The organism is Novosphingobium malaysiense (assembly GCF_000802225.1).
In the GTDB taxonomy this organism is placed as follows: Bacteria; Pseudomonadota; Alphaproteobacteria; order Sphingomonadales; family Sphingomonadaceae; genus Novosphingobium; species Novosphingobium malaysiense.
In genome coordinates this window covers 1-211 of the sequence record NZ_JTDI01000017.1, presented here as the reverse complement: position 1 = coordinate 211, position 211 = coordinate 1, and the positions used below count along the sequence as shown (strand labels likewise).

Genomic DNA, 211 nt, shown 5'->3' with positions numbered 1-211 from the left:
GGCGACAAGACGCTGCGCACGATTCGCTGCCGGACCTGCGGCTGTGTCACGCACTGGGAGCCGATCGATGCCGCGCCGGGCGCCAGGCACGGCGTCCACCTGGGCAACTTCGATCCCGAGCTCATCGCGGCCGTCAAGGTGCGCAGGTTCGATGGCGCCAACAGCTGGAAATTCTTTGACGAGCTTCCGGAATGAATGCATCCCTGCTGCT

At 64.9% G+C, this 211-nt stretch carries 1 pseudogene; it reads left to right on the top strand.

Features of this window, described 5'->3' with window-relative positions:
* Positions 1-195: pseudogene (locus LK12_RS25020) on the top strand (hypothetical protein); the annotation flags it as partial.
* Between the last annotated feature and the right edge of the window lie 16 nt (positions 196-211).